The organism is Bradyrhizobium sp. NDS-1, from assembly GCF_032918005.1.
Lineage (GTDB): Bacteria > Pseudomonadota > Alphaproteobacteria > Rhizobiales > Xanthobacteraceae > Bradyrhizobium > Bradyrhizobium tunisiense.
The window spans coordinates 7,036,415-7,062,383 of record NZ_CP136628.1 but is presented as its reverse complement, the minus strand read 5'-3'; the positions used below and the strand labels follow the sequence as shown (position 1 = coordinate 7,062,383).

Below are 25,969 nucleotides of genomic sequence, written 5' to 3'. Positions count from 1 at the left end.
CATGAGCGAGAACAGCGCATCCGTCGAAATGCTGGAGCAGGTCGAGGACGTCGGTGGCGTGGCGCAGCCGCTGCTTCAGGTCAACGGGCTGACCAAGCATTTTCCCGTGCGCGGCGGGCTGTTCGCCGCCAAGCGTACCGTGCGCGCCGTCGACGATGTCTCCTTCACTGTCGCCAAGGGCGAGACCGTCGGCATCGTCGGCGAGTCCGGCTGCGGCAAGTCGACCACGGCGCGGCTGCTGATGCATCTGATGCCGCGCGATACTGGCGACATCATCTATGACGGCATGACCGTCGGACAGTCGCTGTCGCTGCGCGAGCTGCGCCGCGGCATGCAGATGGTGTTCCAGGATTCCTACGCCTCGCTCAATCCGCGCCTGACAATCGAGGAATCGATCGCCTTCGGCCCCAAGGTCCACGGCATGGCCGACGGCGCGGCGCGCGCCCTCGCGCGCGAGCTGCTCGGCAAGGTCGGCCTGCGCCCGGAGAACTTCGCGAGCCGTTATCCGCACGAGATCTCCGGCGGCCAGCGCCAGCGGGTCAACATCGCGCGCGCGCTGGCATTGTCGCCAAGGCTGGTGATCCTGGATGAGGCCGTCTCCGCGCTTGACAAATCCGTCGAGGCGCAGGTGCTCAATCTGCTCGCCGACCTCAAGCGCGAGTTCGGGTTGACCTACCTGTTCATTAGCCACGACCTCAACGTGGTCCGCTACATTTCGGACCGCGTGCTGGTGATGTATCTCGGCGAGGTCGTCGAGCTCGGCCCGGTCGACCAGGTCTGGGATCGGCCTGCGCATCCCTACACGCGCGCGCTGCTGGCCGCGATGCCGTCCTCCGATCCCGACAGGCGCACCGAGACGCCGCCGATCACGGGCGATCCGCCCAATCCGATCGATCCGCCCTCGGGCTGCCGCTTCCACACGCGCTGCCCGTTTGCGGAGCCGCTCTGCGCAAATGCGACACCAAAGCTCACAGCTCTGGATAAAATGGGCCACGAGGCCGCGTGCTACATGGCGATACCGGGCTCAGGCCATAGCCGCGCGCCCAGGGAGAAGACCGCATGACGAGACCCACACCGAAAGAGATCAAGCCCATCGCGCACACCGCAGGCGTCCCCGTGGATGATGAGATCGCAACGCGCATCTCCAATTCCATCGGGCCCGCCTTCGAAGGCTTCGAGGCCATCGCCGGCACGCTGTCGTTCGACCTCGAGCCCGCCGGCTATGTGCTCGCGCAGACGCAGAAGGTCTCGAAATGAGCACTGAGCCTGCATTGATGACGCTCACCGAGGTCGCGCGCGCGATCGCGATGAAGCAGGTATCCTCGCATGAGGCGACGCGCGCGCTGCTGCACCGCATCGCGCAGTGGCAGCCGCATCTCAACGCCTTCATGTCGGTCGAGGCCGAGGCAGCATTGAAGGCGGCCGAAGCTGCCGATTCCGAGCTCGCCAAGGGCAATGTCCGCGGTCCCTTGCATGGCGTGCCGCTCGCGCACAAGGACATGTATTACGATGCCGGCAAGGTTTCGACCTGCGGCTCGTTGATCCGCCGTGACTTCGTGCCGACCGTGACCTCCACCGCCTTGCAGCGGCTGAAGGACGCCGGGCAGGTGCGCCTCGGCACGCTGCATCTGGCGGAGTTCGCCTACGGCCCGACCGGCCATAACGCCCATTATGGTCCGGTGCGCAATCCCTGGAACGTCGCCCACATTACCGGCGGTTCCTCGTCGGGCTCGGGTTCGGCGGTTGCCGCGCGTTTGACCTATGCGGCGCTTGGCTCGGACACCGGCGGATCGATCCGCATGCCCGCGCATTTCTGCGGCGTCACCGGCCTCAAGACGACCGTGGGCCGCGTCAGCCGCGCCGGCGCAATGCCGCTGTCGCAATCGCTCGACACGGTCGGTCCGCTCGCACGGACCGCCGAGGATTGCGCGCTGCTGCTGGCCTTGATGGCCGGCCCAGACCCCGCCGATTCGACATGCAGCCACGAGCCGCTGTCGGACTATGTCGCCGCGACCAAGGGCTCGCTGAAGGGTCTCAAGATCGGCGTGCCCGCCGCCTTCTATGTCGACGATCTCGACAGCGAGGTCGCGCGCGTGCTGGACGAGACCATCGCGGTGCTCAAGCGCGAGGGCGCCGACATCGTCAAGGTCGAGCTGCCGGACCAGCGGCAATTGTCCGCGGCGAGCCAGCTCGTGCTCGCCGCGGAAGCTGCCGCCTTCCACAAGCGCTGGATGATCGAGCGTCCGCAGGATTATGGCCCGCAGGTGCTGATGCGGCTTCAGAACGGCCTCGCCGTTCCCGCCATCACCTATCTCGAGGCGATGCGCTGGCGCGGTCCGGCACTCGCCGCGCACAACGCAGCCACCGCCGGCGTCGACGCGATCATCGCACCGGCCTCGCCGGTGCCTGCGCCGACCATCGAGGAGAGCGATGTCGGCGGCGGACCGAACGCGCCGGCCATGGTGCAGCGCCTGACGTTGTTCACCCGCCCGGTGAACTATCTCGGCCTGCCGTCGCTCACCGTACCGTCCGGCTTCACCAGAAGCGGCCTGCCGGTCGGCATGCAACTGATCGGCCGTTCCTTCGACGAGGCGACCCTGCTCACCATCGGCGCCGCCTTCCAGCGCGTCACCGACTATCACGATCGATTGCCGAAACTGCCGTCATGACCAACCTCGTCGAGATCTCAGGCCTCAACATCCGCTTCACCGGCGAGCGCACGGTCTATGCCGTGAACGATCTCAGCCTCTCGCTCGGAACCAGCGAGGTGCTGGGCCTGCTCGGCGAGTCCGGCTCCGGCAAGAGCGTGACATTGCGTGCGTTGATGCGGCTATTGCCGAAGAAGCGCACGCAGATCTCGGGCAGGGTCAACGTGATGGGCCGCGATGTGCTCGCCATGAACGACGAGGAGCTGTCGTCGTTCCGCGGCCAGACCGTCTCGATGATCTTCCAGGAGCCGGCACTGGCACTCGACCCGGTCTACACCATCGGGGCGCAGATCGCTGAAAGCGTGGTGCGGCACGAAGGAAAATCTCATGCGGAGGGCAGGGCGCGGGCGCTCGAGATGCTCGAGGTCGTGCGCATTCCCTCGGCCAAGCGCCGGCTGGACGCCTATCCGCACGAGATGTCCGGCGGCATGCGCCAGCGCGCGATGATTGCGCTGGCGCTGGCCTGCCGGCCCAAGATCCTGCTCGCGGACGAGCCGACCACGGCGCTCGATGCCACCGTGCAGATCCAGATCCTGTTGCTGCTGCGCGAGCTGCAGCGCGAGTTCGGCATGTCCGTCATCTTCGTCACCCACGACATCGGCGTCGCCATCGAGATCTGCGACCGGGTTGCGGTGATGTATGCCGGCCAGATCGTGGAGCAGGGCAGCTTGCGCGACATCGTCCGCAGCCCGGTGCACCCCTACGCCAAGGGCCTGCTTGCCTCGACCGTCCACGGCGCCAAGCGCGGGCAGCGCCTCGAAACCATTCCCGGCACGCCGCCCTCGCTGGCCGAACAGCCCCACAACTGCTCCTTCGCTCCCCGCTGCGCGGCGGCCCAGCCTCGTTGCCTGGAGCAATTGCCTGCAAATGTGGAGGTCGGGCCGGGCCGGGCGGCGCGATGTGTGCTGGCGGAGCAGGCGGCCGCGATGCCGTAATACGCCCTTCGAAATTTCTCTGCGACAACACCGACTTGGCTACTGTGCATGGGGTTGTTTTTCGACTTTTCCTCTTTCCGGCCTCAACCGGCCCCGGGGAACAGCATTCACTCCGCATTCATTCCGGTTCCCGTTCCATGGCGCGGTTCACGGAGAGGGACCTCACTTATGCACATTTCTAACGAACGCCTGCTTGTCATCCTGTTCGTCGGCCTGGTGGCCGGCTGGCTCGCCGGCAAGGTGGTGCGCGGGACCGGGTTCGGCATCATCGGCGATATCGTGTCGGCATCGCCGGCGCGCTGGTGGCGAGCTTCCTGTTTCCGAAGCTCGGCATTCGTCTTGGCACCGGCCTCGTGTCGGAGATCGTCTATTCCGCCATCGGCGCGGTCATCCTGCTGCTGGTGGTGCGGCTGGTGCGTGGCGGGGGTCGGTTCTAGCCCGCGCCCCGACGGATCGGAACTTTCGCGCTCTGGTTTTCCGGGAAGAGCCTGAAAGACCGCAAGAAAAAGCCGCAAGCCTGTGAAAATCCGGACTTGCGCGTGAGGCCACCAAGGGTAGATGTGGCTCATGAAGGCCTGGATTAGGTCGGCCGCGTTGGACAGGCGGAAAACGCCATATTAATCCGAGTCAAGTACTCCTGATTTCGCCTTTGAAATCAGGGGCTTTGCCTCTCACCGGAAAGAGATCAGACTGATGGCAGCCATCCCTGGCGCCCGCCGTTCAGAGCTCGGTGACGCCATGCGCGCTTGTCGCACGGCGTTCGTCGGCGTCGGCTTGATGAGCTGCATGATCAACCTGCTCTATCTGACCGGGTCGATCTTCATGCTGGAGGTCTACGACCGGGTGCTGCCGAGCCGCAGCATCCCCACCCTCGTCGGCCTCATCATCCTCGCCAGCTTCCTCTACATGGCGCAGGGCCTGCTCGACATGATCCGCAACCGGATCCTCGGACGGATCGGCACCGCGCTGGACGAAGCCCTCAACAAGCGCGTGTTCGACACCATCGTGCGCCTGCCGCTGCTGGTCGGCAGCCGCAACGAAGGGCTCCAGCCGCTGCGTGATCTCGACAATGTCCGCTCCTTCCTCGGCAGCATGGGTCCGAGCGCGTTCTTCGATCTGCCCTGGCTGCCGCTCTATCTCGCCATCTGCTTCGCCTTCCACGTCATGATCGGCGTCACCGCATTGATCGGCGCCATCATCCTGGTCGGCCTGACGCTGGTCACCGAATTCATGTCCCGCCAGCCGGCGAAGGAGGCGATGGGACTTGCCGCGCAGCGCAACGATATCGCTCAGGCCAGCCGCCGCAACGCGGAGGTCATGGTGTCGATGGGCATGGCCGGCCGGATGAACGCGCGCTGGAGCGAGGCCAACGAAAAATACCTTGCCGGCAATCAGCGTGCGAGCGATGTCGCTGGCGGTCTGGGCGCGGTCGCAAAGGTGCTCCGCATGATGCTGCAATCGGCCGTGCTCGCGGTCGGTGCCTATCTCGTCATTCACCAGGAGGCGACCGCCGGCATCATCATCGCCGGCTCGATCCTCTCCGCCCGCGCGCTTGCACCGGTCGATCTCGCCATCGCGCACTGGAAATCCTTCGTCGCGGCACGCCAGAGCTGGCATCGCCTCACCCGCCTGTTGGAGCAGATGCCGGCCCAGACGATGCCGACGCAGTTGCAGGCGCCCACCAGCCGGCTCTCGGTCGAAGGCATCGCCATGGTGCCGCCCGGGGATCAACGCCTCATCGTGCAGGACATCACCTTCGCGCTCGTGGCGGGCAACGGTCTCGGCGTGATCGGCCCGAGCGGCTCCGGCAAGTCGTCGTTGATTCGCGCGCTGGTCGGGGTCTGGCAGCCGGTGCGCGGCAAGGTGCGGCTCGACGGTGCGGCGCTCGATCAATGGTCGTCCGACATGCTCGGCCGGCACATCGGCTATCTGCCGCAGGACGTCGAATTGTTCGGCGGCACCATCGCGCAGAACATCAGCCGGTTCGATCCCGAGGCGACCTCCGACGCCATCATCGCGGCGGCGAAAGAAGCCGGCGTGCACGAGATGATCATCAAGATGCGCGAGGGCTACAACACGCAAGTCGGCGAGCAGGGCGCTGCGCTTTCCGCAGGCCAGGCGCAGCGCGTGGCGCTGGCGCGTGCGCTCTATGGCAACCCCTTCCTGATCGTGCTCGACGAGCCCAACTCCAATCTCGACACCGAAGGCGATGAGGCGCTGACCCGCGCCGTCCGTGCCGCGCGCGAGCGTGGCGCCATCGTCGTCGTGGTGGCGCACCGCCCGATCGGCGTCGAGGCGGTCGACCAGATCCTGGTGCTGCGCGACGGACGCATGCAGGCGTTCGGCCCGAAAGAGCAGGTGCTCGCCCAGGTGCTGCAGCCGCGCGTGTCGCCGCCCGCACCGATCAAGATCGTCAGCGAAGGCGGAGTGGCCAAGCCATGAGCACGATGGCCATCGGCGGCCCGAAGCCTGCCGCGAAGAGGACCGTGCGCGAATCCATCAAGTTTCACCTGATCCTCGGCCTCGTGATCGTGCTGGTCCTGGTCGTCGGTCTCGGCGGCTGGGCGTCCACGGTGCTGATCTCGGGCGCGCTGATCGCGCCGGGGCAGATCGTGGTCGAATCCAACGTCAAGAAGGTGCAGCACCCGACCGGCGGCGTGGTCGGCGAGGTGCGCGCCCGCGACGGCGACCGGGTCAAGGCCGGCGACATCGTGGTTCGGCTCGACGACACCGTCACCAAGGCGAACCTTGCCATCGTCACCAAGAATCTCGACGCCGCGCAGGCGCGCGCGGCGCGGTTGCAGGCCGAGCAGCGCGGTGTGGACAGAATCGAATTTCCGCAGGCCCTGCTCGATCGCGCCGTCGATCCTGACGTCAAGCTGCTGCTTTCCGCCGAAACCAAGCTGTTCGACGTCCGTGTCAACGGCCGCACCGGACAGAAGGCCCAGCTACGCGAGCGCATCACGCAGCTCAACGAGGAAATCTCCGGCCTCAGCGCCCAGGAGAAGGCCAAGGACCAGGAGATCGCGCTGGTGCAGAACGAGCTCACCGGCGTGCGGGAGCTTTACGACAAGCGCCTGGTGCAGATCTCGCGCCTGACCCAGCTCGAACGCGACTCGGCCCGCCTTAACGGTGAGCGCGCGCAGTACATCGCCGCGCGCGCCCAGGCCAAGGGCAAGATCACCGAGACCGAGCTGCAGATCATCCAGGTCGACAAGGACGTGGTGAGCGAAGTCTCCAAGGACCTGCGCGAGACCAACGACAAGATCGGCGAGCTGATCGAGCGCAAGGTCGCCGCCGAAGACCAGCTTCGCCGCATCGACATCCGCGCGCCGCAGGACGGCATGGTGCTGCAATCGACGGTGCACACCGTCGGCGGCGTCATCACCGCCGGCGATGCGTTGATGCTGATCGTGCCGCAGGCCGACGATCTCCAGGTCGAAGCCAAGGTCAACCCGGTGGACATCGACAAGCTCCAGATCGGCCAGAAGACGCTGCTGCGCCTCTCTGCCTTCAACCAGCGCACCACGCCGGAGCTCAACGGCCTCGTCAGCCGCGTCTCGCCCGACGTCACCACCGACCAGCGCACCGGTCAGAGCTACTACACCATCCGCGTCTCGATGCCGGCCGAGGAGATCGCCCGCCTCGGCGACGTCAAGATGATTCCCGGCATGCCCGTGGAAGCCTTCGTCCAGACCGGCGACCGCACCATGCTGTCCTATCTGATGAAGCCGCTGCACGACCAGCTGATGCGCGCGTTCCGCGAGAAGTGACGCGCGAAAGCGCGTGATTCCGGAGATCTCGTAGGGTGGGTTAGGCGAAGCCGCAACCCACCGCTTCTGCGTCAGCAGAAGCAGAAGTGGTGGGTTATGCTGCGCTAACCCATCCTACGACACCGCCTTCTTTGCTATAGTTCGACTCGAAGCTCAGACAGCCCGGCGGTCGACCCATGCGATCTCTCCCCTCCATCGCCACCGAATCCTTCTCCGACGCGGCCCTTGCCGTTGCCCGCCTCGAAGAGATCTACGAGCGCAACACGAAGTTCCTGCGCGACCGGTTCGAGGCCTATGTTGGCGGCGAAGCGATCACGACGCGGGTGCGGGCCTACTATCCGTTCGTGCGCGTCACCACCGCGACGCACGCGCGGCTGGATTCGCGTCTCGCCTATGGCTTCGTCGCCGGTCCCGGCGTGCACGAGACCAGCGTCACGCGGCCGGATCTGTTCCGCAGCTATCTGGTCGAACAGATCGGGCTGCTGATCCAGAACCATGGCGTGCCTGTCGAGATCGGGGAATCCTCCGAGCCGATTCCCATCCACTTCGCCTACCGCCGCGACATCAACATCGAGGCCGCCATCACCACCAGCGAGAATTCACTTGTGACGCGGTCGCTGCGCGATGCGTTCGACGTGCCGGATCTCGCGACGATGGACGATTCCATCGCCGACGGCACGTTTGAGCTGCAGCCGGGCGCGCCCGAGCCGCTGTCGCTTTTTCGTGCGGCTCGCGTCGATTACTCGCTGCGCCGCCTCTATCATTACACCGGCACCGATCCCGAGCATTTCCAGAACTTCGTAATCTTCACCAACTACCAGTTCTATGTCGACGCATTTGCGCAAGCCTGCCAGCAGCGGCTCCAGTCCGGCGAAGCCGGCCTCGAAGCCTTCGTCGCGCCCGGCAATGTCATCACGCGCAGCGGTGGCGCGATCAGCGGGGGCGCGCCTGCGCGCACGCCGCAAATGCCGGCCTTCCACCTGGTCGCGCCGGGCTATCGCGGCATCACCCTGATCAACATCGGCACCGGTCCGTCCAACGCGCGCAACGTCACCGACCACGTCGCGGTGCTGCGCCCGCATGCGTGGCTGATGCTCGGCCATTGCGCCGGCCTGCGCAACACACAGCGGCTCGGCGACTACGTGCTCGCGCATGGCTACGTGCGCGAGGATCACGTGCTCGACCGCGAGCTGCCGCTCTGGGTGCCGATCCCGGCACTGGCCGAGATGCAGGTCGCGCTCGAGGAGGCGGTCGAGGACGTCACCGGGCTGGAAGGTTTCGAGCTGAAGCGGCTGATGCGCACGGGCACCGTCGCGAGCGTCGACAATCGCAATTGGGAGATCAGCGGTCCTGAGGTGATCCGCCGCCTGTCGCAATCGCGCGCGGTCGCGCTCGACATGGAATCGGCCGCGATCGCCGCCAATGGATACCGCTTCCGCGTGCCCTACGGCACGCTGCTCTGCGTCTCCGACAAGCCGCTGCACGGCGAGATCAAGCTCGCCGGCATGGCCAGCGAATTCTACCGCCGCCGCGTGGGCCAACATCTCGAGATCGGCCTGAAGGCGCTGGAGCGGCTCAAGCAGCAGGAATCGGAGCGGCTGCATTCGCGAAAGCTCCGCAGTTTCGCCGAAGTCGCGTTCCAGTAGGACGAAGCCGCTCTTTGCTGCTGACAAGGCGGCGGATTTTCAGCATTGTCGGCGCGGGGGCTCGACCGGGACGACTTGATGCCGCTGATGCGCGACAAGATCATTGGCCATGATCTCGAACGGCTGGCCTTTCGCTTCACCATGCTGAACGACGACGAGGTCGTGCAGTGCCAGATCAGCGACGCCGCAATGGACGAGCTCGCGGGCATGCAGGGCACCGAAAGTAGCGCGCGGCAGGCGCAGTTCCTGTCGCTGCGCGAGACCATCGAGCGGATCGCGTCGGATCTGTACGACGAGGCACCGCGATTCCAGGGCTACGTGGTGCGGATTTTCATGCGGCACCTGGGGCGGTGAGGTCGCCATACTCTCTGCCGTCATTCCCCGCGAAGGCGGGGAATCCAGTACGCCGCGGCGTCTCGTTTCGATCACTGCCGTCTCGGAGTACTGGATCGCCCGGTCAAGCCGGGCGATGACAGTGGTGTTGGTGGTGAGGCGGTCTCTACTCACTCACTTGCGGCACCGGCATCACCCCTCCAGCTTCCTCAGCAGCAACTTCAGTGCCGCCGCCGCGAACATCTCCATGTTCGCAAGCCGGTCGTTGCTGCCAGTCTCCAGCGTGATCACTTCGGGCACGGCTCCCGCCACTGCCATGCAGCTATGACCGGCGGCGTCGCCATAGCGGTTGCCGGTGGGGCCGGCGGCCCCGGTCTCGGACAGGCCCCAGTCGCTTTTGAAGCGCGTCCGCATCTGCTCGGCCAGCAGGCTTGCGTAGGGCTCCGACGAGGAGCGAAAGCCCTTCATTCCTTCATCCGAAATATCCATCAGCACGCGCCTGGCATCGCGGGTGTAGACCACGGCGCCGCCGAGGAAATAAGCGGAGGCGCCGGGCACCGCGAGCAGTCTGGCGGAGATCAGTCCGCCGGTCGAGGATTCAGCCACCGCGATGGTCTGTTTGCTTGCGATCAGTTTGGCGGCGACCCGTTCCGCAATGCCGACGAGCTCTTTCATCCCTTTTGACCTCTCATTCCCTCGCAATCGAGCTCAGCCTTCCTAGCATATGACGGAAGCCTTAGCCGAGTTGCGGGCGACGGGCAGGCCTGCTTGAATAGTGGGAACACAAGTCGAGAGACGAGGAAACGCAAAGGAGACCTCATGGCGTCCCTGATCGCGGGCGGGGTCGATTGCGATGTGCATCCGGCCGTGCCGCATCTGACCAGCCTTTTGCCGTACCTGAACGACTACTGGCGCGATCAGGTGACGACGCGCGGCATGGTCGATCTGGTCTCGCAATCCTATCCGGAGAATTCGCCGATCACGGCGCGGCCCGACTGGCGTCCCGAACGCGGCAAGCCGGGCGAGAGCCTGGAGGACATGCAGCGCCATGTGCTCGATCCTTTCAAGCTCGAACTCGTCATATGCAATCCGCTCTACGGCGTGCAGATGGTATTTTCGGAAGACATGCAGGCAGCCTTCTGCCGCGCGCTGAACGATTGGCTCGCGAAGGAATGGCTCGATCGCGATTCCCGGCTGCGCGGCTCGATCGTGATTCCGACGCAAAGCGTCGAGAAGGCCGTTGCCGAGATCGAGCGCTGCGCACAGGACAAGCGATTCGTGCAGGTGCTGGTGCTGGTCATGGGTGACACGCCGCTCGGCAAGCGCGCGCTGTGGCCGATCTACGAAGCCGCGGAACGGCTGGAACTTCCCGTGGGTGTCCACGCGGGTTCCGCCTATCACAATCCGCCGACCGCCGTGGGATGGGGGTCCTACCATATCGAGGATTATGTCGGGCAGGCCCAGGCGTTCCAGACCCAGCTCACCAGCCTGGTCGTCGAGGGCGTGTTTGCCAAATATCCGCGGCTGAAAATGGTGATGCTGGAGTCGGGCGTCTCCTGGATCTCCCCCTATCTCTGGCGCCTGCACAAGTTCTGGCGCGGGGTGCGGATGGAGACGCCTTGGGTCGATCGCGCGCCGCTGGAGATTGTGCGCAGCAACATCCGCTTCTCGTTGCAGCCATTTGATGCACCGCCAGACGAGGCGACATTAATTCGCCTGTTTGATCATATGCAGTCGGACGAATTGGTCCTATTCTCCACGGACTATCCGCACTGGCAGTTCGACGGCCAGGACGCGCTGCCCGAAGGTCTCACCCCCGATCTCGTGCGCAAGATCATGATCGACAATCCGCATGCGACCTATCCCCGCCTGAGGTGAGCCCGCTGCCAAAGGAGGCAAGGCGATGAATATCCAGTTCCGCGAGAGCCAAGACGCTGCTTCCCCACTGACGACGAAAACCGCGATCGCGGATTGCGACATCCATCCGGCCCGCGCCACCCGCACCGAGCTCTATCCCTATCTCGCCAAACGCTGGCAGCATCATCTCGAAGTCTACGGGGTTCATGCCTATCAGGGCATGATGGACGGCCCGCCCTATCCCAAAGCCCAGCCCAATGCCTCGCGCCGCGATGCCTATCCACCGGAAGGCGGGCCGCAGGGCTCCTCGCTTTCCTTCATGCAGAAGCAGTTGCTCGATCCCAACAACGTGCAATTGGGCGTGCTCAATCCGCTCAACACAGGGCAGGGCATCCGCAATCACGAGCTCTCGGCCGCCTTGTGCTCGGCGATCAACGACTGGCAGATCGACAAATGGACCAGTAGGGACAAGCGGCTGAAGGCGTCGATCGTCGTCGGTAACGAGGATGGTTTGTCGGCCGCCGCCGAGATCCGCGAGCGCGCCGGCGACAAGAACTTCGTGCAAGTGCTGCTGCTCAGCCGCAATGTCGAGCCGCTCGGCCAGCGCCGCTATTGGCCGATCTATCAGGCCGCGGAAGAAGCAGGGCTGCCCGTCGGCGTGCACGCCTTCGGCTTCGGCGGCAATCCGATCACGCCGTCGGGTTGGCCCTCCTATTACATCGAGGAGATGGTGGGGCATTCGCAGTGCCAGCAATCCGCGCTGGCGAGCCTCGTTCTGGAAGGCGTGTTCGAGCGCTTCCCGAAGCTGAAGATGGTGATGATCGAGGCCGGCTTCGGCTGGGCGCCGTCGCTGGCGTGGCGGCTCGACAAGGCCTGGCAGCGCCTGCGCAGCGAGGTGCCGCATGTGAAGCGGCCGCCGTCGGAATATATCCGCGAGCAGGTGTGGTGGACGACGCAGCCGATGGAGGATCCGGAGCGGCGCGAGGATCTTTTCGACGTCATCAACTGGATCGGCTGGGACCGGCTTCTGTTCGCCACCGACTATCCGCATTGGGACTATGACGAGCCGTCGCGCGTGCTGCCGGCGGGCGTCAGCGAGGCCGATCGCGAGGCGTTCTACCTCGGCAATGCGAAGAAGCTCTACGGCGTTTCCTGATGGCAAGACACGTCATCGCCGCGGTCGACGAGCTTCCGCCGGGCACGCGGAAATTCCTGGAGATCGACGGACGGCCGATCGCGGTCTTCAACATCAAGGGCGAATATTTCGGCCTGATGAACCGCTGCCCGCATCAGGGCGCCGCGCTGTGCGAGGGGCCATTGATCGGGCTCGCGCAATCCAGCGAGCCCGGCGAAATCGAATATACCAAATTAGGGGAGATCATCCGTTGCCCCTGGCACGGCTGGGAGTTCGACATCCGCACCGGCCAGTCCTATTGCGACCCTCGCCGCTTCCGCGTGAAAGCTTATCCCGCCCATGTCGAGCCGGGCGCGAGCGTCGTGAAGGGGCCGTATGTCGCCGAGACCATCCCGGTCAGGATCGAGAGCGACTACGTGGTGGTGGAGCTGTAGGCGGCGCATGACCCTCCCTGGAGGGGAGGGTAAGAGGCGCCCGGAATGACACTGTCCTAACGCCCCGCGACCGGCTCCGGGACCCCATCATATACCTGCGCCGCCTTGCCGCCACCGCGATACACCGTGGTTGCCGCGATGATGCCGAGCAGGGCGGCGAGCATCAGCCAGAAGCCGGGAGAAGCCTTGTCGCCGGTGCGCTCGATCAACCAGGTCGAGGCGAACGGCGTGAAGGTGCCGAACAGGGCGGCGGCGAGCGCGAAGGCGAGTGAGAAGCAGGTGGTGCGGACATGCGCCGGCACGATCTCGACGAGCGCACCTAACATGGTGCCGCTGTAGACGCCGAAATAGAACGAGAACATCATCTCGACCGCGAGCAGCTTGCCGAAGCTCGGCGCGATGACCAGCCAGTGCAGCGCAGGGTAGGCGGTGACGAGCGAGAGGCCGGCGATGGCGAGCAGCACCGGCTTGCGGCCGATGCGATCGGACAGCGCGCCGCCGACCGGATTCCAGATGAAGTTGCTCACCGCGACCAGCAGGGTCACCAGCAACGCGTCCTGTGTCGACAGCTTCAGCACGGTCTTGCCGAAGGTCGGCGTGTAGACGGTGACGAAATAGAACGTCGTCGTGGTCAGGATCGCGATCATCATGCCGAGGACGACGATGCGCCAGTTGGCGAGCGCGGAAGCGAATACCTCGCTCGTTGTCGGATGCTTCTTCATGGCGAGAAAGGCCGGCGTCTCCTCGAGCGTCCGCCGCAGGACAAAGATCAGCGGAATGATCAGGCAGCCGACGAAGAAGGGAATGCGCCAGCCCCAGGCGGCCACCGTGTCGGCGGGCATCACTTCGGACAGGATGAAGCCGAGGATCGAGGCTACGAAGATCGCGACCTGCTGGCTCGCCGACTGGAACGAGGTGTAGAAGCCGCGATTGCCGGGCGTTGCGATCTCCGCGAGATAGACCGAGACACCGCCGAGCTCGACGCCCGCCGAGAAGCCCTGCAGCAGCCGGCCGAGCAGCACGATCACGGGCGCGGCGATGCCGATGGTCGCATAGCTCGGGCAGAACGCGATCACCACGGTGCCGAAGGCCATGATGCCGAGCGTGACGATCAGGCCCTGGCGGCGGCCGATGCGATCGATGTAAGAGCCGAGCACGATCGCGCCGACCGGCCGCATCAAGGCGCCGAGCCAGAACACGCCGAAGGTGTTGAGCAGCGATGCGGTCTCGTCGGAGGAGGGGAAGAACGCCTTGCCGATCGCGGCCGCATAGAAGCCGAACAGGAAGAAGTCGAACTGCTCGAGGAAATTGCCTGACGTGGCGCGCAGGATCGCGCCGACGCGCGACTTGATCGCGCGTGAATTGGTCGATGCGGCTGATCCAGCCATGGCGTTCTCCCCTTGGAAAGGCGCGCCGACCGGAAATCGTCTTCCCGGCAAGGCGACAGATTGATGCTGCGACAATCTGTCATACCCCTTCCCGCGCGGGGCGGTGCAAGTCAATCGCTTTTGCCGCGGAAGCCGCTGGTTTTTCAGGCCTTATTTTGCGTTGCAGCAAGCATCCAGTTCCGGAAGGCCATCAGCTTCGGCGCTTCCCGGCGCCCCTCGGGCGCCACAAGGTAGAAGCCGGCATCCGCCGGCAGTGCGATCTTGAAGGGGACCACGAGGCGGCCCTTGGCTATGTCGTCCTGGACGTAGGACGTCCGCCCCATCGCCACGCCGATGCCGTCGATCGCTGCCTGGATGGTCATGAAGATCATGTCGAAGGTGATGCCGGGGTGCCTGGCGATGTCGGCCGGCAGGCCCGCCGCGGTCAGCCACAGCCGCCAATCATCGCTGTTGGAGCTCGAGGTGTGCAGCAGCGGATGGTGTCGGAGATCCTCTGGACGGCGCAACGGCTTGTCGCCGCGCAGCAGGGACGGGCTGCACACCGGAAACAGCTCATCGGCCATCAGCCAGTCGGCTCGCAGGCCGGGCCACTGGCCGCGGCCGTAGCGGATCGCAGCATCGACATTGTCGCGCTGGAAATCGACCAGGCTGGTCGAGGTGGTGATGCGGACATCGATGCCGGGATGCTGCTCCTGGAAATCCGTCAGCCGCGGCAGCAGCCATTTTGCGGCGAGCGAGGCCAACGTCGAGACCGTCAGCACCTTGTCATCGTCCTTGCGCAGCAACCGGTCGGTTGCAAGCCGGAGGTCGTTGAAGGCGGCACGGACGCCCGGGAGGTAGTCGCGCGCTTCCGGCGTCAGCGCCAGCGCGCGGTTCTGCCGGATGAACAGGCGGATGCCGAGCTCCTCCTCCAGCCTTCGGATCTGATGGCTGATCGCGGTCTGCGTCACGTTCAGCTCGCTGGCTGCCAGCGTGAAGCTGAGATGGCGCGCGGCGGCCTCGAACGCCCGCAATCCGTTCAGGGACGGCAATCTGGCAGTCATTTGGCAGCAGGATACATGACGTTATTTCATGCGGAAAGGTACAAATTGTCGTTTGTCGCAGTGCACCAAGAAGCAGATATTAGCATCCAAGTTAGCTCCAGGAGCTCAAAATGTCTACTTTGACCCACACCTCGATGACAAATCATCATGCGCCCGGCCTGATTCAGCAGGTCCTTGAGACGCTTCACGTGTGGTACGAGCGCTACCGCAACAGGCGCGAGCTCACCCATTGGACCGCGCGTGATCTCCAGGACGTCGGACTGTCCTGGAGCGACATCGCCTACGAGGCCGACAAACCCTTCTGGCGGGCCTGATTGGCCGCCAGGCCGGCGCCGCCTGAAGACAGGGGCGCCGGCGGTCCCTTTTCCGCAGGGCTTGTGTGATGAGCACCCTTCGCCTCGAAGACCTCCGGCAATATTCGGACACGCTGCGCACCCGTCATGGCGAGGCGCTCGACGTCCGCTTTGTCGAGCCGCGTGACGCGGACGAGCTCCAGCACTATTTCCGCTCGCTCTCGACCCGCTCGCGCTACAACCGTTTTTTCGGCGCGATCAGCGAGCTGCCGTACGGACTGCTGCACGACTTCCTTCAGGTCGGCGAGCGCGAACGTTTTAGCGTGGTCGCGACCATGACCATCGACGGCTTCGAGACCATCGTGGCCGAGGCGCGATACGCGCTGAATGCCGAAACCGCAATGTTCGAATTCGGCCTGTCGGTCGATGATCGCTGGCAGGGCCACGGCATCGCCACCGCGCTGTTGAAGAACCTCGAATGCCGCGCCGCGGCGCTCGGCGCCGAGCGCATCTTCGGCGAGACGCTGCGCTCCAACGAAACCATGCTCTCGCTCGCCCGCAAATCCGGGTTCGCCTTCGTCAATCATCCTGATGATTGGAAGCTGGTGCGCTTCGACAAGGAAATCTCGGTCGCCCCGAAAGACATTCCCTGCGCGAGCTGGCGCCTCGCCGCGCTTTCCCGTCAGGCCGATAGCCCCTCAGCCTCGGTCTGACACCACTGCAGCCCGGCCTGGCGACCCCAGTGCCGGGTCTTTTTTTGCCCGGTTGCGGTTCGTGCGAAGACCCTCCCCACATCGTCATTCCGGGGCGCGCGTAGCGCGAACCCGGAATCTATTTCACGACGTGTCTTGCGGCCAGATGGATTCCGGGCTCGATGCTTCGCATCGCCCCGGAATGACAGCCGGTTACCCGTCTCGACGGCCTGTTGCAAAGCGAGCACCTACTTCCCCGTGAACATCGCCTTGCGCTTCTCGATGAAGGCCTGCACCGCCTCCTTGTGGTCGGCGGTCGTGGTCAGGCGGGTCAGACGTTCGGCCTCGTGGTCGCGCGCCGTCTCGAAGTCGAACAGCAGTGCCTCGTCGAGATTGTCCTTCATGTAGCGCAGCGCCAGGCGCGGACCTTCGGCGAGCGATTTGGCCAGAGCAAAGGCCTCGGTCTGCAGCTTGTCGTCGGGCACGACGCGATTGACGAGGCCGATCGTCTCGCACCTGACGGCATCAATCCGATCGCCGGTGAACATCAATTCGCGCGCCCGCGCGGTGCCGACCAGCCGCGTCAGCAGCCAGGCGATGCCGTAATCGCCCGACAGCGCGATGCGCGCATAGCCGGTGGCGACGAAAGCCGATTGCGCGGCAAGGCGGATGTCGCAGGCCATGGCGATTGCGAGCCCGGCGCCGACTGCGGGGCCGGGCAGCGCGGCGATGGTCGGCTTGCGCACCGACACCAGCGCGCCCGTGAGCAGCCGCTGCCGCTCCTGGAGGTCGGCAATGCGCTCGTCGAGCGACATCTCCAGCTTCTTCGGATCGCGATGCGCGCCCATGCCCTTGACGTTGCCGCCGGCGCAGAAGGCTTCATCCGCACCCGTCAGCAGCAGCGCGCCGACATCGGGATTCTCGCCGCAGCTCCGGATCATCGTGCGCAGCGCCGGCGTCAGCGTGTCCGACAACGAATTGCGCGCCTCCGGTCGGTTCAGCGTGATGATTGCGACCCGGTCGCGGATGCTGCAGAGGAGTTCATTGGTGCCGGTATCGATGGTGGTTTCCGTGCTCATCGTTCCTCCTTGCCGTCATTGCGAGCGAAGCGAAGCAATCCAGAGATGTTTCCGCGGTGACAGCCCTGGATTGCTTCGTCGCCAGGGCTCCTCGCAATGAGGATTGTGGCGACGTTGGTGCTCAAAACGTCTCCACCCAGGGCCGCAGCTCGATCTCCCAGCTCCAGGCGCTACGCGGCTGCTGCAACACGTTCCAGTAGCTCTCCGCGATCGCGTCGGGATCGAGCATCGAATCCGGCTTGTCATCCGGCTCGCTCCGCGCTGCGCTCTTGATGCCGCCGTCGATCACGAAATGCGCGACATGGATGCCTTGCGGCGACAATTCGCGCGCCAGGCTCTGTGCGAGTCCACGCAACGCGAACTTGCCCATCGCGAAGGAGGCGGACTGCGCGTAGCCCTTGACGCTGGCAGAGGCGCCGGTGAACAGGATCGCGCCGTGCTTGTTCGGCAGCATGCGCTTGGCCGCCTGCTGCGCCACCAGAAAGCCGCCATAGGCACTGACCGCGATCGCCTGCGCGACATCGGCCGGGACGAGATCCACGATGGGCCCGCGGGCGCGGCCGCTGGCGTTGTAGATGACGAGATCGGGGGTGCCGATCTCGCGCTCGACGAGGCCGAACAGGCGCTCGACCTCGTCAGGCTCGGTGGCATTGCAGGAATAGGCCTTCGCGCCGGTCTCAGTGCAGAGCGCGCCAAGCTTCTCGATCTTTCGGGCGGCCAGCGCAACGCGAATGCCTTGCGCGGCGAGCAAGCGCGCCAGCGAGGCGCTCAGGCCTTCGCCGGCGCCGACGATGAGGGCGATCTTGTATTTCGGATGTTCCATGGGCGTGATCTCTTGGGACAGGGCGACGCTGATCTATGCATGGGCCGCGCGAACAACCAGCCGGCGCGGTCACAATTCCGCAGGGCGGCGAATTGCTCCCTCACGGCGATCATGCCGCCCTGACAATTTGCGGCTTTATACGTGTCTGCGGCTGGAGCATGATCGACATCATCCCGAGCGGCAAGCGCTAAAGTGGCGTTGAACGTCCGGGCCAGCGGAAACGAGAGAACCATCATGCACAAGCCGGTCACGGCGCAGCCGAAACACGTCGCGGCCGAGCAACCCGGTCTGCTGGCACCCGATACGTCAGGCATGAACTTCTATCGCGCCGATCCCGCGCTCACCGATCTCTTGCGCATCCATCTGCCGGACACGCTGTTCCGTCACACCGAGCCGCATCTCGACCGTCTCGGCGAACTCGCCGGCGGCCGTCTCGACGAGTGTGCGCGGCTCGCCGACCGGCACACGCCGGTGCTGCACCAGCGCGACAAGTTCGGCCGCGACGTGCAGTGGATCGAATATCACCCGGCCTATCGCGAGCTGGAGAATGCAGCGTTCGGCGAATTCGGCATCCACGCGCTCTCGATCCGCAAGGGCATCATGGGCTGGCCGGACAAATATCCTGTCGTGGCCAAACACGCCTTCACCTTCCTGTTCAACCAGACCGAATTCGGCATGGGCTGCCCGATCAACGTCACCGACGGCTGCGCCAAGCTGCTGGCGAATTTCGGCAGCGAGGCACTGAAGGCGAAATATCTGGACGGCCTGACATCGACCGACATGAGCAAGCTGACGCAAGGCGGCCAGTTCATGACCGAGAAGGAGGGCGGCTCCGATGTCGGCACGCTGACGACGCGGGCAGTGCAGGAAGGCGACCATTGGCGCCTCACCGGCGAGAAATGGTTCTGCTCGAATGCCGATGCCAAGGTCGTGATGCTGCTGGCGCGTCCCGAAGGCGCCGGTCCCGGCACGCGCGGCGTCGGCCTGTTCCTGATGCCGCGCTTCCTCGACGACGGCTCGCAGAACCACTACCGGATCGTCCGCCTCAAGGACAAGCTCGGCACCCGCTCGATGGCCTCGGGTGAGATCAAGCTCGAAGGCGCAATTGCGTACGCGGTTGGCAAGCTCGACCGCGGCTTCGTGCAGATGGCCGAGATGGTGAACTCCTCGCGGCTGTCCAACGGCGTCAAGTCCACCGCGCTGATGCGCCGCGCCTATCATGATGCGATGACCGTGGCGACCAACCGTGTCGTGTTCGGTCAGCGCATCATCGATCTGCCGCTCGGACGGCGGCAGATGCTGAAAATCATGCTGCCGGTCGAGCAGGCCCTCTCGATGAGTTTTCTCACCGCGGACGCTCTCGACCGCGCCGAAGCCGGCAGCCAGGATGCGGCAGCGCTGCTGCGTATCCTCACCCCGACGCTGAAATTCCGCGCCACGCGCGATGCGCGAAAGGTTTGCGGCGATGCGCTCGAGATGCGCGGCGGCATCGGCTATATCGAGGAGTTCGCCACGGCCCGCTTGCTTCGCGATGCACATCTCGGCTCGGTCTGGGAGGGCACCGGCAACATCGTCGCCATCGATGCGCTCAGGCGCGCGGTCGGACGTCACGGTGCCGAGTCCGCGCTCGCCGCCGATCTGCATGCCCGGCTCGACGACAGCGCCTCGGTGCCGCAGGCCTGGCGCGACCGGTTGCGCGGCCTCGTCGATCGCGCCGTCGGCTTCGCGCGCGAAGTGGCGGGCAAGGCCGACAACGAATCCGATGCGCGGCGTGCCACCAGCCTGCTTTATCATGTCGCAAGTGCGGTCGCGCTCGCCTGGGAGGCCCACCGCATCCACGAGATGCGCGGCGATGCGCGCCGGCTGGTGTTGTCGCGGCTCGTGATCGATCACCGGGTATCACCGAACGATCCGTTCCGGCTCACGGAAAATGCCGTGCAGGCGAAGATCGCCGCGCTGCTGCTCGGCGACAGCTCAGCCGGCATGAGCGAGGTTGGCGAACTCGTTCTGGCGGCGTAGGCTGCGCGCCACGCTCAACCAAAAGAAGCGACAGGGAGTGCTCGATGAAGGCCGCCGTCCTCTATGAAGTCAACCAGCCGCTGGTCATCGAGGATGTCAGCCTGCCGAAACCGGGCCCGCGCGAAGTGCTGATCCGCACGGCGGTCGCCGGGCTCTGCCATTCCGATTTGCACTTCATGGAAGGGCTCTATCCGCATCCGCTGCCAGCGGTCCTCGGCCACGAATCCGCAGGCATCGTCGAACAGGTCGGGTCCGACGTCACTTACGTCAAGCCGGGCGATCACGTCGTCACGTGCCTGTCGGTGTTCTGCGGCACCTGCGACAACTGCACCACCGGCCGCACCGTGCTCTGCACCGACACCACGGTTAAGCTGCTGCCGGGTGTCTCCAACCGGATGCAATGGTCGAAGCCGGAAAAGCTGCACCAGTTCCTCAATCTCTCGTCCTTTGCCGAGCAGATGCTGGTACACGAGAACGCGATCGTCAAAATCCGCAAGGAAATGCCGCTCGATCTCGCCGCGTTGATCGGCTGCGGGGTCATCACGGGCTACGGCGCGGTCGTGAACACGGCCAAAGTGACGGCGGGCGAGACCGTTGCCGTGATCGGCTGCGGCGGCGTCGGCATGGCCGCGATCAACGGCGCGCAGATCGCGGGCGCCGGCCGCATCATCGCCATCGACACCAATCCGGCGAAGCTCCAGCTCGCGACCAAGCTGGGTGCGACCGACATCATCAATCCCGCCGATGGCGACGTCGTGAAACAGGTGCGCGATCTCACCAATGGCGGCGTGCATCATTCCTTCGAGGTGCTCGGCCGCAAGGAAACGGCGGAGCAGGCGTTCGGCATGCTCGCCTCCGGCGGCACCGCCACCATCGTCGGCATGATTCCGTTCGGCCAGAAGATCGAGCTGCACGGCTTCGACTTCCTGCGCGAGCGCAAGATCCAAGGCTCCTCGATGGGCTCGAACCATTTTCGCGTCGACATGCCGCGCCTGGTCGATTTCTACCTGCGAGGACGGCTGCACCTGGAGGACTGGATCTCGGCCAAGCTGAAGCTGAGCGAGATCAACGACGGCTTTGCCAACATGAAAGCCGGCAAGACGCTGCGCAGCGTGATCATGTTTGACAGTTGAGCGCTGGCGCTCGCCAGAGTCGCTCCAAAATCGGTGTCATCGCCCGGCTCGACCGGGCGATCCAGTACGCCGTGGCGGAGATTGTGCGGGCCAATGACGGCCGCCGCGTCCTGGATGCCCCGGTCCCGGCTCCGCCAAAGCTCGCCGAAGCTTCAGCGAAGGCGGCAAGCCGGGGCATGACGGTGGGTATGAGAATGGCTTGCCATCTCACCGCGACACGTGCGCGGACACCGCCAGCCATCTGCCGTTCTGCTTCGCCCAGCAATCGGTATATCGCCCGGTCGCTCGCTGTCCGTCCGCGGTGGTGTAGCTCGTCGCGGCATGAATGATCGCGAAGTCGCCCATGATGCGGATGATGACATCATGTGCATGCAGATTGCGGATCGCGATCGGCCGTGCCGTTTGCTCCAGGAAGGCCGCGCGGTCGACCAGCGTCTTGTCGGGATTGGAGCAATAGAACTCCGGCGCCAGGATCTCGTCGAAACGCCTGACGTCGCAGTTCTGCACGGAGGCAACGTAGTCGCGGTTGAGCGCGGTGAGTTCATCGAGGTCTTTGCTCATGGTGCTCCTGCCTCCCTGTCATTCCGGGGCGCGCGAAGCGCGAACCCGGAAATCCCGACGTTGTCTTGCTCCGGCATTAGTCGTCGAACATCTTCGGCGGCACGAACCCGCCGAACTCGCGCTCGATCAGCTCAGCGAGTTTGAGCGGCGTGCGGTCTTCGAGGAAAGGCCCGATGATCTGGACGCCGACCGGCAGGCCGTCCTTCGACAGGCCGAGCGGGACGGCCGTGGCCGGCAGGCCCGTCAGCGTGGCGATTCCGGGCCAGGCGAGCTGGTCCGGATAGGAATGGTCCTTGCCGTCGATATTGATCCGCCGCTTCTCCTGCTCCGGCGAATGATCATGCGGATAGGCTGGGGTCGGCATGATCGGGCAGATCACGGCATCGAACGTCCTGAACAATTGCCGCCATTGCGCGCGCAGGCCGGCGCGCGCGCCCTCGTCGAACACCCAGGCCTGATGGCTGGAGGTCATGCCGCGCAGCCGCTCGGCCGCAAGGCTCTTGTCGTCGGGTGAGAGCTGCGCCGCGCCGGCACGTGCGCCGGCGAGAATATCAGGCGGAAAGAACGCGCCGAGAAAGCCCATGAGCATGCGCATGTAGAGCCGCGAGGCCTCCCGGAAGTCCGGAAACAGCGGGCTCTCGCGCGCGACTTTCGCGCCGGCGTTCGTCAGCTGCCCGGCCAGCTTTTCGATCGCGCCGCGAATTTCGGCATTCGCGGGCAGCAGCGGATGGCCGTCGATCATCAGGAGGCGGAAATCCTTCAGCCCGGCGTGGCGCGCCTCCGGCAGCGCAAGCCTGTATCCGACGCCGAGGTCGAGCGGATCGGGGCCGGCCATCACGTCCAGCAGCAGCGTCAGATCGACGGCACTCCGCGCCATCGGACCGATCACCGCCATATCGCGCTCCATCGGGATCGCGGGAAATGGCGGCGGCGTGTGGCCGCGCGTCGGACAGAGATTGTAGGTCGGCTTGTGCGCATAGACCCCGCAATGGAAGGCCGGCACGCGCAGCGAGCCGCCAATGTCGGAACCGAGCGACAGCGGCCCGTAGCCGGCGGCAAGCGCTGCCGACGAGCCGCCAGACGAGCCGCCGGGCGTGCGGCCGAGATCGTACGGATTGTTCGTCGTGCCATAGATGTCGTTGTAGCTCTGCCAGTCTCCCAAGCCGACGGGAACGTTGGTCTTGCCGACAATGACGCCGCCGGCGGTCTTCACCCGGCTGATCGAGAGCGCGTCCTCCGGCGGCCTGAAATCCTTCTGCGGCGTCCAGCCCCAAGTCGTCGGCAGGCCCGCGATGTTGAAGGATTCCTTCACGGTCACGGGCAGGCCGAGCAAAGGCTTGCGCTCGCCGCGTGCCAAAGCAGCGTCCGCGTCTCGCGCGGCACTGAGCGCGCGGTCGAAATCCCGCACGCAGATGGCGTTGACCTTGCCGTCGTGCCGCTCGATGCGGTCGATCGCGTCCCTCGTGAGCTCGACTGACGAGACCTTCTTCGCCGCCAGCGCGGCCGATAGCTCGACGGCGCTCCTGAAACTCCACTGCGATTTGGCCACGGCGTTTCTCCTGTTCTTGTCGAAGGATGATGCGCAGTTTGGCCGAATGCCGCAACCGGCGTTTGATGGCGATTGCTATGCCGGAGACGTCGAGCGAGACGCGAAAGCTCCGCCACGCATTCCGCTGTCGTCCCGGCGAAGGCCGGGACCCATATCCCGCTTGTCCGGGACGACAGCGGAGACCACGACTACGCCGCCCCGATCAATATCCCCACCGCGAGCACGATCGCGCCGCCGAGCACGATCTGGAACACCGCCTGGAGAAATGGCGTGTCCATGTAGCGCGAGCGGATGAATGCGATCGCCCACAATTCGAAGAACACCACGACGCAGGCGATGGCCGTTGCGATCCAGAACGCATTGGCCCAGCTATCCGGCACGAGATAGGGCGCGGTGTGGCCGAGCCCGCCGAGCGTCGTCATCGCGCCGCAGGTGACCCCGCGCAGCCAAGGCGATCCGCGTCCCGTCAGCGAGCCGTCGTCGGACAGTGCTTCGGCGAAGCCCATGCTGATGCCGGCGCCGATCGAGGCGGCAAGGCCGACGAGGAACGTCTGCCAGTTCTGGTGAGTGGCGAACGCCGCCGCAAACAGCGGCGCCAGCGTCGAGACCGAACCATCCATCAGGCCTGCGAGGCCCGGCTGCACATATTGCAGCACGAACATGCGGCGATTGGTGCGGTCCTCCTCGGCGCGGACGTCGGAACTCAGGATCTCGCCCGTGAGCTTTGCGGCGGTCTCCTCGTGACCTTTCTCGGCTTCGGCGAGATCGCCGAGCAGGCGGCGCACGCCGACGTCCTGAGCCTTTTCGGCGGCCTTCACGTAGAAGCGCTCCGCCTGCATCTCCATGGTTTCGACTTCCCTGCGGATGGCATCGAGCGACAGGTTCTTGGTGAGCCAGACCGGGCGGCGGCGCAGGAATCCCTTGACGTCCTCGCGGCGGATCGGCGGCAGATGCGGGCCGAAGCGCTGCTCGTACAATTCCAGCAACATGTGGCGGTGGCCGCGTTCCTCCTCGGCCATCTCTTCAAAAATCTTCGCCGTGTCCGGGTAACGCTCGCGGAGATCCTCCGCGAAGGTCATATAGATACGACTGTCCTCCTCTTCGGAGGAGATCGCGACCGCAAGCACCTCACGCTCAGTGAGATCGGCAAAATTCTTCACGGTAACCCAATGTCCCATAGTTTAGAATTGTTCTAAACTATATAGGGAGCCGAGGTTCCCGGGTCAAATCAGGCCTTGCGGGCTCGGGCGAGGAAGTCCAGCAGCCGCCGGCTCACCTCCCCAGGCTGCTCCTGCTGGACCCAATGGCCGGCGCCGTCGATGAGATGGCAGCCGAGCATCTGCGTACACGCGCGCGCCTGCATCGTCTCGAACACGCCCGGGCGCTGATATGTGCCCCAATCCTGCATGCCCGAGATGAAGCATGAGGGAACGTCGATGCTGCGGCCGGCGAACAATTGCAGTTCGGAGTTGAAAGCGCCTGACGTGCCGCAGCGATACCATTGCAGGCCGCCCTGGAAGCCGGTGCGGCCATATTCGGCGCTGTAATAGGCGAGGTCACTATCCGGCAGCCATTGGTTGGCGGCAATCGTGGCCGGTGAGGGCATCTCCTTCGCCACCGTCTCGGCCATGGTCTCGCCGGCATCCATCACATAATAGGTCGGCAGCTTTGCCAGCTCGCTCGCCGACCACGATCTTAGCGGATAGGGCCTGTTGCCGGTCCAGTCCGCGCTCTTGTGATGATAATAGGCGCGCAGGAAATCATGCACGCCCTGCGGCGCGTGCTGCATGTCGCCATTGGCCTGCCGTGTCGAATAATACCATTGATAATGCTTGCGTGGACGCGGCAGCGCGGCGAGCTCGCGATGGACGGGGTCTTCCACCGCGGGCTTGGCGGGCTCGCCCGCGGTGTTGAAGGGCAGCGATGGCGGTCCGCCGAACGGCGCGCTCATCATCGTCACCGACCGAAACACGTCGGGCCGGATCAGCGAACACCAGGCCGCGACCGGACTGCCGAAATCGTGCCCGACGACGTCGACCTGCCTGTAACCGAACGCAGACACGAGGGCCAGCGCATCCCGCACCAGGTTGAGCAGCGAGAACGGGACCAGATCGCCGTCATAGTCCGCGCTCCATCCCGTGGTGCGGCCATAGCCGCGCTGATCCGGTGCGATCACGTGGTAACCGGCTGCAGCGAGCGTAGGCATCACCTTGCGCCAGGAGAAGGCCAGCTCGGGAAAGCCGTGCAGCAGCAGGATGCAGGGACGGCCCTTGGTCTCGAAGCCGGCCTCCAGCACATGCATGCGCAAGCCGTTGATGCCGTCGACATAGCGCGAGCGGATGCCGGCGGGGAGAGGAACGTCGGGAAGATCGGCCATCGGTGCTTCCTCCTTACCCTCCCCTGGAGGGGGAGGGTCGATCGCGCGAAGCGCGAGCGGGGTGGGGTGATCTCTCAACACGGGCAGCGTCCGTTGTGGAGAGACCGTCACCCCACCTCGGTTCGCATTCCGCAGCGCTGCATGCGAACCGATCCTCCCCCTCCAGGGGAGGATGGGAGTTCGCTGTGCAA

24 protein-coding genes and 1 pseudogene are annotated in these 25,969 nt (G+C 65.2%); 16 read left to right on the top strand and 9 right to left on the bottom strand.

Translation table 11 applies throughout. The annotated features are described in order from the left end of the window. The first annotated feature begins 1 nt into the window (after window position 1). From RX330_RS32970 to RX330_RS32930, 9 genes and pseudogenes are all read left to right on the top strand, one after another. Complete coding sequence (locus RX330_RS32970) at window positions 2-1,063, top strand: ABC transporter ATP-binding protein (RefSeq protein WP_212087631.1); 1,062 nt, start codon at window positions 2-4, stop codon at window positions 1,061-1,063. Continuing rightward, window positions 1,060-1,257: a hypothetical protein gene (locus tag RX330_RS32965; RefSeq protein WP_317241255.1), complete on the top strand. Its 198-nt coding sequence runs from the start codon at window positions 1,060-1,062 to the stop codon at window positions 1,255-1,257. Before RX330_RS32970 ends, RX330_RS32965 begins: the two co-directional genes overlap by 4 nt. Continuing rightward, window positions 1,254-2,669, top strand: coding sequence for an amidase (locus RX330_RS32960; RefSeq protein ID WP_317241254.1), 1,416 nt, complete (start codon window positions 1,254-1,256; stop codon window positions 2,667-2,669). The genes RX330_RS32965 and RX330_RS32960 overlap by 4 nt, the downstream gene beginning before the upstream one ends. Beyond that, a complete protein-coding gene (locus RX330_RS32955) occupies window positions 2,666-3,643 on the top strand; it encodes an ABC transporter ATP-binding protein (protein ID WP_212087635.1) in 978 nt (325 codons plus the stop codon). Before RX330_RS32960 ends, RX330_RS32955 begins: the two co-directional genes overlap by 4 nt. A 168-nt stretch (window positions 3,644-3,811) precedes the next feature. Further along, window positions 3,812-4,080: pseudogene (locus RX330_RS32950) on the top strand (GlsB/YeaQ/YmgE family stress response membrane protein). A gap of 256 nt (window positions 4,081-4,336) precedes the next feature. Then, a complete protein-coding gene (locus tag RX330_RS32945; RefSeq protein WP_317241253.1) occupies window positions 4,337-6,085 on the top strand; it encodes a type I secretion system permease/ATPase in 1,749 nt (582 codons plus the stop codon). Further along, on the top strand, window positions 6,082-7,416 hold the full coding sequence (locus RX330_RS32940) for an HlyD family type I secretion periplasmic adaptor subunit (RefSeq protein ID WP_317241252.1): 1,335 nt from the start codon (window positions 6,082-6,084) through the stop codon (window positions 7,414-7,416). Before RX330_RS32945 ends, RX330_RS32940 begins: the two co-directional genes overlap by 4 nt. Window positions 7,417-7,592: 176 nt before the next feature. After that, window positions 7,593-9,062: an AMP nucleosidase gene (locus RX330_RS32935; protein WP_317241251.1), complete on the top strand. Its 1,470-nt coding sequence runs from the start codon at window positions 7,593-7,595 to the stop codon at window positions 9,060-9,062. Between the two features lie 78 nt (window positions 9,063-9,140). Beyond that, window positions 9,141-9,416, top strand: a complete 276-nt coding sequence (locus RX330_RS32930; protein ID WP_317241249.1) for a DUF1488 family protein — start codon at window positions 9,141-9,143, stop codon at window positions 9,414-9,416. 171 nt (window positions 9,417-9,587) lie between these two features. On the opposite strand, the gene RX330_RS32925 is transcribed toward RX330_RS32930, so the two are convergent. Beyond that, entirely contained in the window at window positions 9,588-10,070 is a 483-nt protein-coding gene (locus RX330_RS32925; RefSeq protein ID WP_317241248.1) for a CinA family protein, read from the bottom strand. A gap of 144 nt (window positions 10,071-10,214) precedes the next feature. Between RX330_RS32925 and RX330_RS32920 the strand changes: the two genes are divergently transcribed. The 3 genes from RX330_RS32920 to RX330_RS32910 are packed head-to-tail and all read left to right on the top strand — an operon-like array spanning window position 10,215 to window position 12,821. Beyond that, window positions 10,215-11,273 carry an amidohydrolase family protein gene (locus tag RX330_RS32920; RefSeq protein ID WP_317241247.1) on the top strand — a complete coding sequence of 353 codons (1,059 nt, stop codon included), beginning with the start codon at window positions 10,215-10,217 and terminating at the stop codon, window positions 11,271-11,273. A gap of 25 nt (window positions 11,274-11,298) precedes the next feature. Then, window positions 11,299-12,408 carry an amidohydrolase family protein gene (locus RX330_RS32915; RefSeq protein ID WP_317241246.1) on the top strand — a complete coding sequence of 370 codons (1,110 nt, stop codon included), beginning with the start codon at window positions 11,299-11,301 and terminating at the stop codon, window positions 12,406-12,408. Then, entirely contained in the window at window positions 12,408-12,821 is a 414-nt protein-coding gene (locus RX330_RS32910; protein WP_212087651.1) for a Rieske (2Fe-2S) protein, read from the top strand. The genes RX330_RS32915 and RX330_RS32910 overlap by 1 nt, the downstream gene beginning before the upstream one ends. A gap of 56 nt (window positions 12,822-12,877) precedes the next feature. On the opposite strand, the gene RX330_RS32905 is transcribed toward RX330_RS32910, so the two are convergent. Both RX330_RS32905 and RX330_RS32900 read right to left on the bottom strand, forming a co-directional pair. Then, window positions 12,878-14,209 carry an MFS transporter gene (locus RX330_RS32905; RefSeq protein ID WP_317241245.1) on the bottom strand — a complete coding sequence of 444 codons (1,332 nt, stop codon included), beginning with the start codon at window positions 14,207-14,209 and terminating at the stop codon, window positions 12,878-12,880. Window positions 14,210-14,352: 143 nt separating this feature from the next. Next, complete coding sequence (locus RX330_RS32900; protein ID WP_212087655.1) at window positions 14,353-15,252, bottom strand: transcriptional regulator GcvA; 900 nt, start codon at window positions 15,250-15,252, stop codon at window positions 14,353-14,355. A gap of 110 nt (window positions 15,253-15,362) precedes the next feature. Here RX330_RS32900 and RX330_RS32895 point away from each other — a divergent pair, with 110 nt between their 5' ends. After that, on the top strand, window positions 15,363-15,566 hold the full coding sequence (locus RX330_RS32895) for a DUF1127 domain-containing protein (RefSeq protein WP_212087657.1): 204 nt from the start codon (window positions 15,363-15,365) through the stop codon (window positions 15,564-15,566). A 68-nt stretch (window positions 15,567-15,634) separates the two neighbouring features. Continuing rightward, complete coding sequence (locus tag RX330_RS32890) at window positions 15,635-16,258, top strand: GNAT family N-acetyltransferase (protein ID WP_317241244.1); 624 nt, start codon at window positions 15,635-15,637, stop codon at window positions 16,256-16,258. A 227-nt stretch (window positions 16,259-16,485) separates the two neighbouring features. On the opposite strand, the gene RX330_RS32885 is transcribed toward RX330_RS32890, so the two are convergent. Further along, complete coding sequence (locus RX330_RS32885; RefSeq protein ID WP_317241243.1) at window positions 16,486-17,316, bottom strand: enoyl-CoA hydratase; 831 nt, start codon at window positions 17,314-17,316, stop codon at window positions 16,486-16,488. Between the two features lie 121 nt (window positions 17,317-17,437). Continuing rightward, on the bottom strand, window positions 17,438-18,139 hold the full coding sequence (locus RX330_RS32880) for an SDR family oxidoreductase (RefSeq protein WP_212087663.1): 702 nt from the start codon (window positions 18,137-18,139) through the stop codon (window positions 17,438-17,440). 234 nt (window positions 18,140-18,373) lie between these two features. Between RX330_RS32880 and RX330_RS32875 the strand changes: the two genes are divergently transcribed. Further along, entirely contained in the window at window positions 18,374-20,158 is a 1,785-nt protein-coding gene (locus RX330_RS32875) for an acyl-CoA dehydrogenase family protein (RefSeq protein ID WP_317241242.1), read from the top strand. A 44-nt stretch (window positions 20,159-20,202) separates the two neighbouring features. Continuing rightward, window positions 20,203-21,291 (top strand): Zn-dependent alcohol dehydrogenase, encoded by a 1,089-nt coding sequence (locus RX330_RS32870; protein ID WP_212087672.1) that lies wholly within the window; start codon window positions 20,203-20,205, stop codon window positions 21,289-21,291. A 207-nt stretch (window positions 21,292-21,498) separates the two neighbouring features. Here RX330_RS32870 and RX330_RS32865 read toward each other — a convergent pair whose 3' ends face one another. From RX330_RS32865 to RX330_RS32850, 4 genes are all read right to left on the bottom strand, one after another. Continuing rightward, window positions 21,499-21,852, bottom strand: a complete 354-nt coding sequence (locus RX330_RS32865) for a nuclear transport factor 2 family protein (protein ID WP_317241241.1) — start codon at window positions 21,850-21,852, stop codon at window positions 21,499-21,501. 76 nt (window positions 21,853-21,928) lie between these two features. Then, the gene (locus RX330_RS32860; RefSeq protein WP_317241240.1) at window positions 21,929-23,401 is read right to left on the bottom strand and encodes an amidase; all 1,473 of its coding nucleotides are present in this window, start codon (window positions 23,399-23,401) and stop codon (window positions 21,929-21,931) included. A gap of 188 nt (window positions 23,402-23,589) precedes the next feature. Beyond that, the gene (gene mbfA / locus RX330_RS32855) at window positions 23,590-24,561 is read right to left on the bottom strand and encodes an iron exporter MbfA (RefSeq protein ID WP_212087676.1); all 972 of its coding nucleotides are present in this window, start codon (window positions 24,559-24,561) and stop codon (window positions 23,590-23,592) included. A 68-nt stretch (window positions 24,562-24,629) separates the two neighbouring features. Next, window positions 24,630-25,778 (bottom strand): alpha/beta hydrolase, encoded by a 1,149-nt coding sequence (locus RX330_RS32850; protein WP_317241239.1) that lies wholly within the window; start codon window positions 25,776-25,778, stop codon window positions 24,630-24,632. Between the last annotated feature and the right edge of the window lie 191 nt (window positions 25,779-25,969).

What these genes read in the sequence shown, in the direction of transcription:
- RX330_RS32930 (WP_317241249.1), top strand. Translation starts at nt 9,141, where the DNA reads ATGCCGCTGATGCGCGACAAGATCATTGGCCATGATCTCGAACGGCTG.
- RX330_RS32935 (WP_317241251.1), top strand. Translation starts at nt 7,593, where the DNA reads ATGCGATCTCTCCCCTCCATCGCCACCGAATCCTTCTCCGACGCGGCC.
- RX330_RS32940 (WP_317241252.1), top strand. Translation starts at nt 6,082, where the DNA reads ATGAGCACGATGGCCATCGGCGGCCCGAAGCCTGCCGCGAAGAGGACC.
- RX330_RS32925 (WP_317241248.1), bottom strand. Translation starts at nt 10,070, where the DNA reads ATGAAAGAGCTCGTCGGCATTGCGGAACGGGTCGCCGCCAAACTGATC.
- RX330_RS32870 (WP_212087672.1), top strand. Translation starts at nt 20,203, where the DNA reads ATGAAGGCCGCCGTCCTCTATGAAGTCAACCAGCCGCTGGTCATCGAG.
- RX330_RS32890 (WP_317241244.1), top strand. Translation starts at nt 15,635, where the DNA reads ATGAGCACCCTTCGCCTCGAAGACCTCCGGCAATATTCGGACACGCTG.
- RX330_RS32960 (WP_317241254.1), top strand. Translation starts at nt 1,254, where the DNA reads ATGAGCACTGAGCCTGCATTGATGACGCTCACCGAGGTCGCGCGCGCG.
- RX330_RS32895 (WP_212087657.1), top strand. Translation starts at nt 15,363, where the DNA reads ATGTCTACTTTGACCCACACCTCGATGACAAATCATCATGCGCCCGGC.
- RX330_RS32885 (WP_317241243.1), bottom strand. Translation starts at nt 17,316, where the DNA reads ATGAGCACGGAAACCACCATCGATACCGGCACCAATGAACTCCTCTGC.
- RX330_RS32880 (WP_212087663.1), bottom strand. Translation starts at nt 18,139, where the DNA reads ATGGAACATCCGAAATACAAGATCGCCCTCATCGTCGGCGCCGGCGAA.
- RX330_RS32865 (WP_317241241.1), bottom strand. Translation starts at nt 21,852, where the DNA reads ATGAGCAAAGACCTCGATGAACTCACCGCGCTCAACCGCGACTACGTT.
- RX330_RS32850 (WP_317241239.1), bottom strand. Translation starts at nt 25,778, where the DNA reads ATGGCCGATCTTCCCGACGTTCCTCTCCCCGCCGGCATCCGCTCGCGC.
- RX330_RS32955 (WP_212087635.1), top strand. Translation starts at nt 2,666, where the DNA reads ATGACCAACCTCGTCGAGATCTCAGGCCTCAACATCCGCTTCACCGGC.
- RX330_RS32875 (WP_317241242.1), top strand. Translation starts at nt 18,374, where the DNA reads ATGCACAAGCCGGTCACGGCGCAGCCGAAACACGTCGCGGCCGAGCAA.
- RX330_RS32915 (WP_317241246.1), top strand. Translation starts at nt 11,299, where the DNA reads ATGAATATCCAGTTCCGCGAGAGCCAAGACGCTGCTTCCCCACTGACG.
- RX330_RS32920 (WP_317241247.1), top strand. Translation starts at nt 10,215, where the DNA reads ATGGCGTCCCTGATCGCGGGCGGGGTCGATTGCGATGTGCATCCGGCC.
- RX330_RS32965 (WP_317241255.1), top strand. Translation starts at nt 1,060, where the DNA reads ATGACGAGACCCACACCGAAAGAGATCAAGCCCATCGCGCACACCGCA.
- RX330_RS32905 (WP_317241245.1), bottom strand. Translation starts at nt 14,209, where the DNA reads ATGGCTGGATCAGCCGCATCGACCAATTCACGCGCGATCAAGTCGCGC.
- RX330_RS32945 (WP_317241253.1), top strand. Translation starts at nt 4,337, where the DNA reads ATGGCAGCCATCCCTGGCGCCCGCCGTTCAGAGCTCGGTGACGCCATG.
- RX330_RS32970 (WP_212087631.1), top strand. Translation starts at nt 2, where the DNA reads ATGAGCGAGAACAGCGCATCCGTCGAAATGCTGGAGCAGGTCGAGGAC.
- RX330_RS32910 (WP_212087651.1), top strand. Translation starts at nt 12,408, where the DNA reads ATGGCAAGACACGTCATCGCCGCGGTCGACGAGCTTCCGCCGGGCACG.
- RX330_RS32900 (WP_212087655.1), bottom strand. Translation starts at nt 15,252, where the DNA reads ATGACTGCCAGATTGCCGTCCCTGAACGGATTGCGGGCGTTCGAGGCC.